The sequence below is a fragment of the Kitasatospora griseola genome (assembly GCF_014648555.1).
GTDB classification, from domain to species: domain Bacteria; phylum Actinomycetota; class Actinomycetes; order Streptomycetales; family Streptomycetaceae; genus Kitasatospora; species Kitasatospora griseola.
Genome location: NZ_BMRI01000003.1, coordinates 183,586 through 190,928 on the forward strand (window position 1 = coordinate 183,586; position 7,343 = coordinate 190,928).

5 protein-coding genes are annotated in these 7,343 nt (G+C 73.8%); 4 read left to right on the forward strand and 1 reads right to left on the reverse strand.

The features are described 5' to 3' along the window. The 3 genes from IEZ12_RS37715 to IEZ12_RS05015 form a co-directional block, all read left to right on the forward strand. Positions 1 to 347: ABC transporter permease subunit (locus tag IEZ12_RS37715; RefSeq protein WP_229847249.1), on the forward strand; the 347-nt coding region annotated here is incomplete at its 5' end. 5 nt (positions 348 to 352) lie between these two features. Next, complete coding sequence (locus IEZ12_RS05010) at positions 353 to 2,239, forward strand: FAD/NAD(P)-binding protein (RefSeq protein WP_444542888.1); 1,887 nt, start codon at positions 353 to 355, stop codon at positions 2,237 to 2,239. 71 nt (positions 2,240 to 2,310) lie between these two features. Next, entirely contained in the window at positions 2,311 to 4,587 is a 2,277-nt protein-coding gene (locus tag IEZ12_RS05015; RefSeq protein WP_189271000.1) for an FdhF/YdeP family oxidoreductase, read from the forward strand. 34 nt (positions 4,588 to 4,621) lie between these two features. Here IEZ12_RS05015 and IEZ12_RS05020 read toward each other — a convergent pair whose 3' ends face one another. Beyond that, positions 4,622 to 6,103 carry a C40 family peptidase gene (locus IEZ12_RS05020; protein ID WP_189271001.1) on the reverse strand — a complete coding sequence of 494 codons (1,482 nt, stop codon included), beginning with the start codon at positions 6,101 to 6,103 and terminating at the stop codon, positions 4,622 to 4,624. A gap of 288 nt (positions 6,104 to 6,391) precedes the next feature. Between IEZ12_RS05020 and IEZ12_RS05025 the strand changes: the two genes are divergently transcribed. Then, positions 6,392 to 7,343, forward strand: a 952-nt coding sequence (locus tag IEZ12_RS05025) for an inorganic phosphate transporter (protein ID WP_229847250.1), incomplete at its 3' end; no start/stop codon positions are given.

A 7,343-nucleotide genomic window follows, 5' to 3' on the forward strand; every position in this document is an offset into this window, starting at 1 on the left:
TCGGGCGCGGCCGGGTGCTGCGCCGGATCGTGCTGCCGCAGGCGATGCGGGCGATCCTGCCGCCCGCCGGGAACATGCTGATCGGCACCCTCAAGGGCACTTCGGTGATCTCCGTGCTGGCCGTCCACGACCTGCTGTTCTCCGCCCAGCTGATCTACAACCGGACGTACCAGGTGATCCCGCTGCTGGTGGTCGCCACGCTCTGGTACGTGGCGGTGACCAGCCTGCTCTCGGTCGGCCAGTACTACCTGGAGCGGCACTTCGCCCGCGGCTCCACCCGCGCCGAGCTGCCGCCCACCCCGTGGCAGCGGGCCCGGACAGCGCTGCGCCGGGCCGGCGGGCGGTGAGCCGGGTGCCGGTCCTGGTCGTCGTCGGCGCCGGTCCGCGGGGCACCGGCCTGCTGGAGCGGATCGCCGCCAACGCCCCCGAACTGCTCGCTCCCGACACCGAGTTGGACATCCACCTGGTCGACCCGCACCCGCCCGGCGGCGGCCGGATCTGGCGGCACGCGCAGTCACCGCTGCTGCGGATGAACTCGATGGCCGAGGACGTCACCATGTTCACCGACGAGCGGTCCACCCTGCTCGGCCCGGTCCGCCCCGGCCCGTCGCTCGCCGAGTGGGCCGCCGAGCCGGCCGCCCACCGGCCGTACCGCCCGGTCGAGGACCCGGACGTGGCCGACGAACTGCGCACCCTCGCCCCCACCGACTTCCCCACCCGGCGCGCCCAGAGCGCCTACCTGGACTGGGTGCTGCGCCGGTCCGCCGCCGAACTCCCGAAGAACGTACGGCTGTTCCTCCACCGGGACACCGCGTGGCGGCTCACCGGCGACCCGGAGGGACCGCAGCACGTCCACCTCGGCGGCGCCGTGCTGCGCGCCGACCGGGTGGTGCTGGCCCTCGGCCACCTCGACTCCGCGCCCGGCCCGGAGACCGCCGCCGCCCGCGCCTTCGCCGCCCGGCACGGCCGCACCTACGTGCCGCCCGCGTTCACCGCCGACGCCGACCTGGACGGCCTCGCCCCCGGCGAGCAGGTGGTGGTCCGCGGCCTCGGGCTGGCCTTCGTCGACCTGGTCGCGCTGCTCACCGAGGGCCGCGGCGGCCGCTTCGTCGCGCACCCCTGCGGCGGCCTGCGCTACCTCCCGTCCGGCCGCGAACCGGTGCTGCACGTGGGCTCCCGGCGCGGCGTCCCGTACCACGCCAAGACCGACTACCGGCTCCGGGGCCCGCTCCCGCCGCTGCCCCGCTACTTCGGGCCGGACACCGAACTCTCGGACGGGCCGCTGGAGTTCCGCCGCGACCTGTGGCCCGCGATGGCCAAGGAGATCGGCTTCGGCTACTACCACGAGCTGTTCCACGGCCACCCTGGACGCACCGCCGTGCCGTGGGACGCGTTCCTCGCCGCCTACCACCCGCTCGACTGGTACAGCCCGCAGCGCGAGGCGCTGGTCGCCGCCGCCGTCCCCGACCCGGACGACCGGCTCGACCTCGAACGGCTCGACCGCCCGCTGGCCGGCCTGCGGGTCGCCGACCCGGCCGAACTCCAGCGCCACCTGCGCAGGTACCTGCGCGCCGACCTGGACCGCCGCTCCGACCCGCGGCACAGCGCCGACCTCGGCGCGTTCCACGCCCTGCTCTCGCTGTACGGCCAGCTGGTCCGGCTGCTGCCCCGGCACCCGCTCACCGCCCGTTCCACCGCCGCCGAACTCGACGGCTGGTGGAACGGCTTCTTCTCCTTCTACGCGTCCGGCCCGCCCGGCTTCCGCCTCGACCAGCTGCTCGCCCTCGCCGACGCCGGACTGCTCCACTTCCTCGGCCCGGACGTGCGGGTGGACCTCGACGAACGGCACGGCGCCTTCCGCGCCTCCTCCCCCGCCCTGCCCGGCCACCACGTCCACGGCACCGCCCTGGTCGACGCCTTCCTGCCCCCGCCCTCCCTCGACCGCACCGCCGACCCGCTGCTGCACCGGCTGCTGGACGAGGGCCGGATCGACGAGGAGCACCTCACCGACCCCGACGGCCACACCTACCGCTCCGGCCTGATCCGCACCGACCCCGACGCCCGGCTGCTCGATCCGGCCCTCGGCGGCCGGCCGCACCCGCGCCGCACCGCCCTCGGCGCCCCCACCACCACCCGCGCCCCCGCCGCCTTCGCCCGGCCCCGCACCGACGCCCCGGCGTTCCGGCAGAACGACGCGGTCGCCCGGCGGCTGCTGGCCGAGCTCCAGAAGGAGGTCTGACCGCCGCCCCACGACACCCGCCGCCGCACCGGATACGCTCCAAGCACCCCGAGCCCTCCGGAGAGTCCGCCATGGCCAAGCAGCCCCCGCACCGCGACCCCGCCCAGGACGCGCCGCACGTCGGGCCCCCGGCCCACGCCGCCGCCGGTCTGCCCGCGATCGGGCACACCCTGCGGATGGCCGCCGACCAGATGTCGCCGGGCCGGGTGCTGGCCACCCTGCGCAAGGTCAACCAGCAGGGCGGCTTCGACTGCCCCGGCTGCGCCTGGCCCGAGCCGGACAAGCCGCACGTGGCGGAGTTCTGCGAGAACGGCGCGAAGGCGGTCGCCGAGGAGGCCACCGAGCGCCGAATAACCCCCGAGTTCTTCGCCGCCCACCCGGTCGCCGAACTCGCCGACCGCTCCGGCTACTGGCTCGGCCAGCAGGGCCGCCTCACCACGCCGATGCTGCTCGACGAGGACGCCACCCACTACGCGCCGATCGGCTGGGACGAGGCGTTCGCGCTGATCGCCGCCGAACTCACCGCGCTGGGCTCCCCGGACGAGGCCGCGTTCTACACCTCCGGCCGGACGTCCAACGAGGCGGCCTTCGCCTACCAGCTGTTCGCCCGCCGGCTGGGCACCAACAACCTGCCCGACTGCTCCAACATGTGCCACGAGTCCTCGGGTTCGGCGCTCACCGAGACCCTCGGCGTCGGCAAGGGCAGCGTCTCGCTCAAGGACCTGTACCAGGCCGACCTGATCATCGTCGCCGGCCAGAACCCGGGCACCAACCACCCGCGGATGCTCTCCGCGCTGGAGCGCGCCAAGCGGGCAGGTGCGAAGATCGTCAGCGTCAACCCGCTGCCCGAGGCCGGCCTGGAGCGGTTCAAGAACCCGCAGACCCCGCGCGGTCTGGTCGGCGGCGGCACCAAGCTCACCGACCTGTTCCTGCAGATCCGGCTCGGCGGCGACCTGGCCCTGTTCCGGGCGCTGAACCACCTGCTGCTCACCACCCCCGACGCGGTCGACGAGGCCTTCGTCGCCGAACACTGCGCCGGGTACCGGGAGTTCGCCGCCGAGGCCGCCGACCTCGACCGGCCCGCCACGCTGGCCGCCACCGGACTGCCCTGGGAGCAGATCGAGGAGCTGCACCGACTGGTGCTCTCCTCGCGGAAGATCATCGTCTGCTGGGCGATGGGCCTGACCCAGCACAAGCACTCGGTGCCGACCATCCGCGAGGTCGTCAACTTCCTGCTGCTGCGCGGCAACGTCGGCCGACCCGGCGCGGGCGTCTGCCCGGTGCGCGGGCACAGCAACGTGCAGGGCGACCGCACCATGGGCATCTTCGAACGCCCCAGCACCGCGTTCCTGGACGCCCTGGGCAAGGAGTTCGCGTTCGAGCCGCCGCGCGCCCACGGCCACGACACCGTCGACACCATCCGGGCCATGCGCGACGGCCGGGTCAAGGTCTTCTTCGCGATGGGCGGCAACTTCGTCTCCGCGAGCCCCGACACCGACGCCACCGAGGCCGCGATGCGCCGCTGCCGGCTGACCGTGCACGTCTCCACCAAGCTGAACCGCTCGCACGTGATCACCGGCGCCCGCGCGCTGATCCTGCCCACCCTGGGCCGCACCGACCGGGACGTCAGCGCCCTCGGCCCGCAGTTCGTCAGCGTCGAGGACTCCATGGGCATGGTGCACTCCTCGCGCGGCGGGCTGCGCCCGCCCGCGCCCGACCTGCTCTCCGAGGTGGCGATCGTCAGCCGACTGGCCCGCGCCGCGCTCGGCCCGCAGGACCCCACGCCGTGGGAGGACTTCGCCCGCGACTACGACCTGATCCGGGACCGGATCGCCCGCGTGATCCCCGGCTTCGACGACTTCAACGCCAAGGTCCGCCGCCCCGGCGGCTTCGCCCTGCCGCACGCCCCGCGGGACAGCCGCACTTTCCCCACCGCCACCGGCAAGGCCAACTTCACCGTCAACCCGCTCACCGCCCCCGACGTCCCGCCGGGCCGGCTGCTGCTCCAGACGCTGCGCTCGCACGACCAGTACAACACCACCGTGTACGGCCTGGACGACCGCTACCGGGGCATCACCGGCGGCCGCCGGGTGGTCCTGGTCAACCCCGCCGACGCCGCCGAACTCGGTCTCGACGACGGGCGGTTCGTAGACCTGGTGAGCGAGTGGAAGGACGGCGTGGAGCGCCGCGCCGCACGCTTCCGGGTGGTGCACTACCCGGTGGCGCGGGGCGGCGCGGCCGCCTACTACCCGGAGACCAACGTGCTGGTGCCGCTGGACTCCACCGCGGACATCAGCAACACCCCGACCTCCAAGGCCGTGGTGGTCCGCCTGGAGCCCACCGCCTGACCGGGCCGGACCCGCCGCTCCCCCGGCCGCGCCGTCAGTCGCCCGACGGCGTGGCCGAGCCCGAGCCGTGGGCGCTCGCCGACAGCGACGCCGGACCCGACCCGGAGGCCGGCGCCGAGCCGGCGCCGGACGGCGCCCCGGAGGCCGACCCGCTGGGCGAGCCGCTAGAACCGGTACTCGGCGAGCCGCTGCCGCCGGGCGCCGGCGGGGCCGTGGTGCCCGGGGTGCTGGGCTTCGGGTCCGGCGAGGCCGAACCGCCGGGCGCCGGGGTGGTCGGGGCGGGGGTGGTCGGGGCCGGCACGGGCGGCAGCGTGGACGGCTTGGCGGGCGCGATCTTCGACTCGCCGACCGGCACGTCCGGCACCTTCCACGCGCCGCCCGCGTCGTCCGCCGAGTCCTCCGGGTCGGGCCGGACGGCCCCCAGGATCGGCATCGCGCCGACCTTCGACACCTTCACCACGTCGCCGGTGCGCGGGGCCTGCACGACCAGACCGCCGCCGAGGTACATCCCGATGTGGGTGGCGCCGCCGTAGTACACCACCAGGTCGCCGGGGCGCAGCTGGTTCAGCGGCACGTGCTGGAGCTGCGCCCACTGCTCCTGGCTGGTGCGCGGAATGGCCCGGCCGGCGTGCAGCCAGGCCTGCGAGGTGAGGCCCGAGCAGTCGAACACGTCCGGGCCGGCGCCGCCCCACACGTAGTCCTTGCCGAGCTGCTGGAGCGCCCAGGCCACCGCCTTGCGGCCCATCGTGGACGGCGTGCGCTCGCCCTTGCCGAGCGCGCCGGAGGCCAGGAAGGCCAGCTGTGCCTGGTCGGCCTGCTGCTTCTCGATCGCCTCCAGCTCACTGCGCTGCGCGCCGGTGAGCGAGCCGACCAGGGTCTCGACGTCGGCCAGCTTCCTGGCGACCTCGTTCTTCTGCTGCTCCTGCTGGGCGGCCAGCGTCTGCGCGTCGGCCAGCGCCTGCCGGGCAGCCAGCTGCGCGGCGGCCAGGGTGTCCCGGTCGGCCTTCAGCCGCTCCAGGAACGCCTTCTGCGAGCGCCCGGCGGAGTCCAGCAGTTCGGCGATCACCACCGCCTCGTACGGGTCCTTGGCGAGCAGCATCTCGGCGTACCCGGATATCTGGCTGTTGCGGTACTGCGCGGACGCCAGCTGGGCAGCAAGGTCGCTGCCGGTGTCCACGGCCTCCTGCTGGCGCACCACCCGGGCGTTCAGGTCCTGGACGGCGGCCTGCTGCTCGGCGAGCCGGGCGACCGTGCCGTTGTACTGCTCGGTGGCGGCTTCGGCCTGCTGGTAGAAGGTGTGCAGCTGCTCCAGCAGCGGGCCCAGGGTCTGCTTGGCCTCGGCCAGCGGGTCGGATCCGGCGGAGACGGCGAGCTTGGCGCCCGGGTCCGGCGCGGCGTACGCGGCGGTGCCGAACGGGAGGGCCAGTGCGGCGACGGCCAGCACCGCCCCGCATCGCAGCGCGGCCCGCACCCACGGCCGCAGTCCGGTCGACTCCGCGCGCTGCCCTGCCCCCATCGGCCGGCCCTCCCCTGGTTCTCCGTCGGCGATCGGAGCGATCCTGCCATGCGGAGGGGGGTTCCCGGCAGGCCTCGCGGGGGGCGTGAAGTGAATTCTCACCCGCGCCGGAGTGTGACAACCCTCTCATCCGCCGACGCGATCTCCATGGAAAACCGACGCTCCGGCAACTCCCGCGCCACTCAAGGAACCGCAACTCCGCGCCGAGTTAACCTCCCGTTCACCGAGGCTTCCTACCGTCGCCCCGGACAGCAACGTCAGTCCGACCACTTCGACGATTGTTTGGGTATGGAACACATCACGTTCCTGGTGGCCGTTGTGATCATCACGGCGCTCGCCTTCGACTTCACGAACGGCTTCCACGACACCGCCAACGCGATGGCCACCTCCATCGCCACCGGCGCCCTCAAGCCCAAGGTCGCCGTGGCCATCGCCGCGGTGCTGAACTTCGCCGGCGCGTTCCTCTCGGTGAAGGTGGCCACCACCATCTCGGGCGGCATCGTCAACGAGAAGGCCGGACTGCAACCCTCGATCATCTTCGCCGCCCTGGTCGGCGCGATCCTGTGGAACCTGCTGACCTGGCTGAAGGGCCTGCCCTCGTCCTCCTCGCACGCCCTGTACGGCGGCCTGATCGGTGCGACCGTGGTCGGCGCCGGCATCGGCGGCGTCAACTTCAGCGTCGTCGTCTCCAAGATCCTCATCCCGGCGGTGGCCTCCCCGATCATCGCGGGCGTGGCCTCCTGGGGCGCCACCAAGATCGCGTACCTGATCGCCGGCAGCAGCCCGAAGAAGAGCACCGAGAAGGGCTTCCGCCGCGGCCAGATCTTCTCCTCCTCGCTGATCTCGCTGGCGCACGGCACCAACGACGCGCAGAAGACCATGGGCATCATCACGCTGACCCTGATCTCGGCCGGCCAGCTGCACAAGGGCGACGGCCCGCCGACCTGGGTCATCATCAGCGCCGGTCTGGCGATCGCGCTGGGCACCTACATGGGCGGCTGGCGGATCATCCGCTCGATGGGCTCCGGCCTGGCGGACATCCGGCCGCCGCAGGGCTTCGCCTCGGAGACCGCGGCCGCCACCGTGATCCTGACCTCCTCGCACATGGGCTACGGCCTGTCCACCACCCAGGTCTGCTCCGGCGGCATCATGGGCGCGGGCCTGGGCGGCCCGTCGGGCAAGCTGCGCTGGGGCATGGTCCGCCGCATGGTCTACACCTGGGGCCTGACCCTGCCGGCCG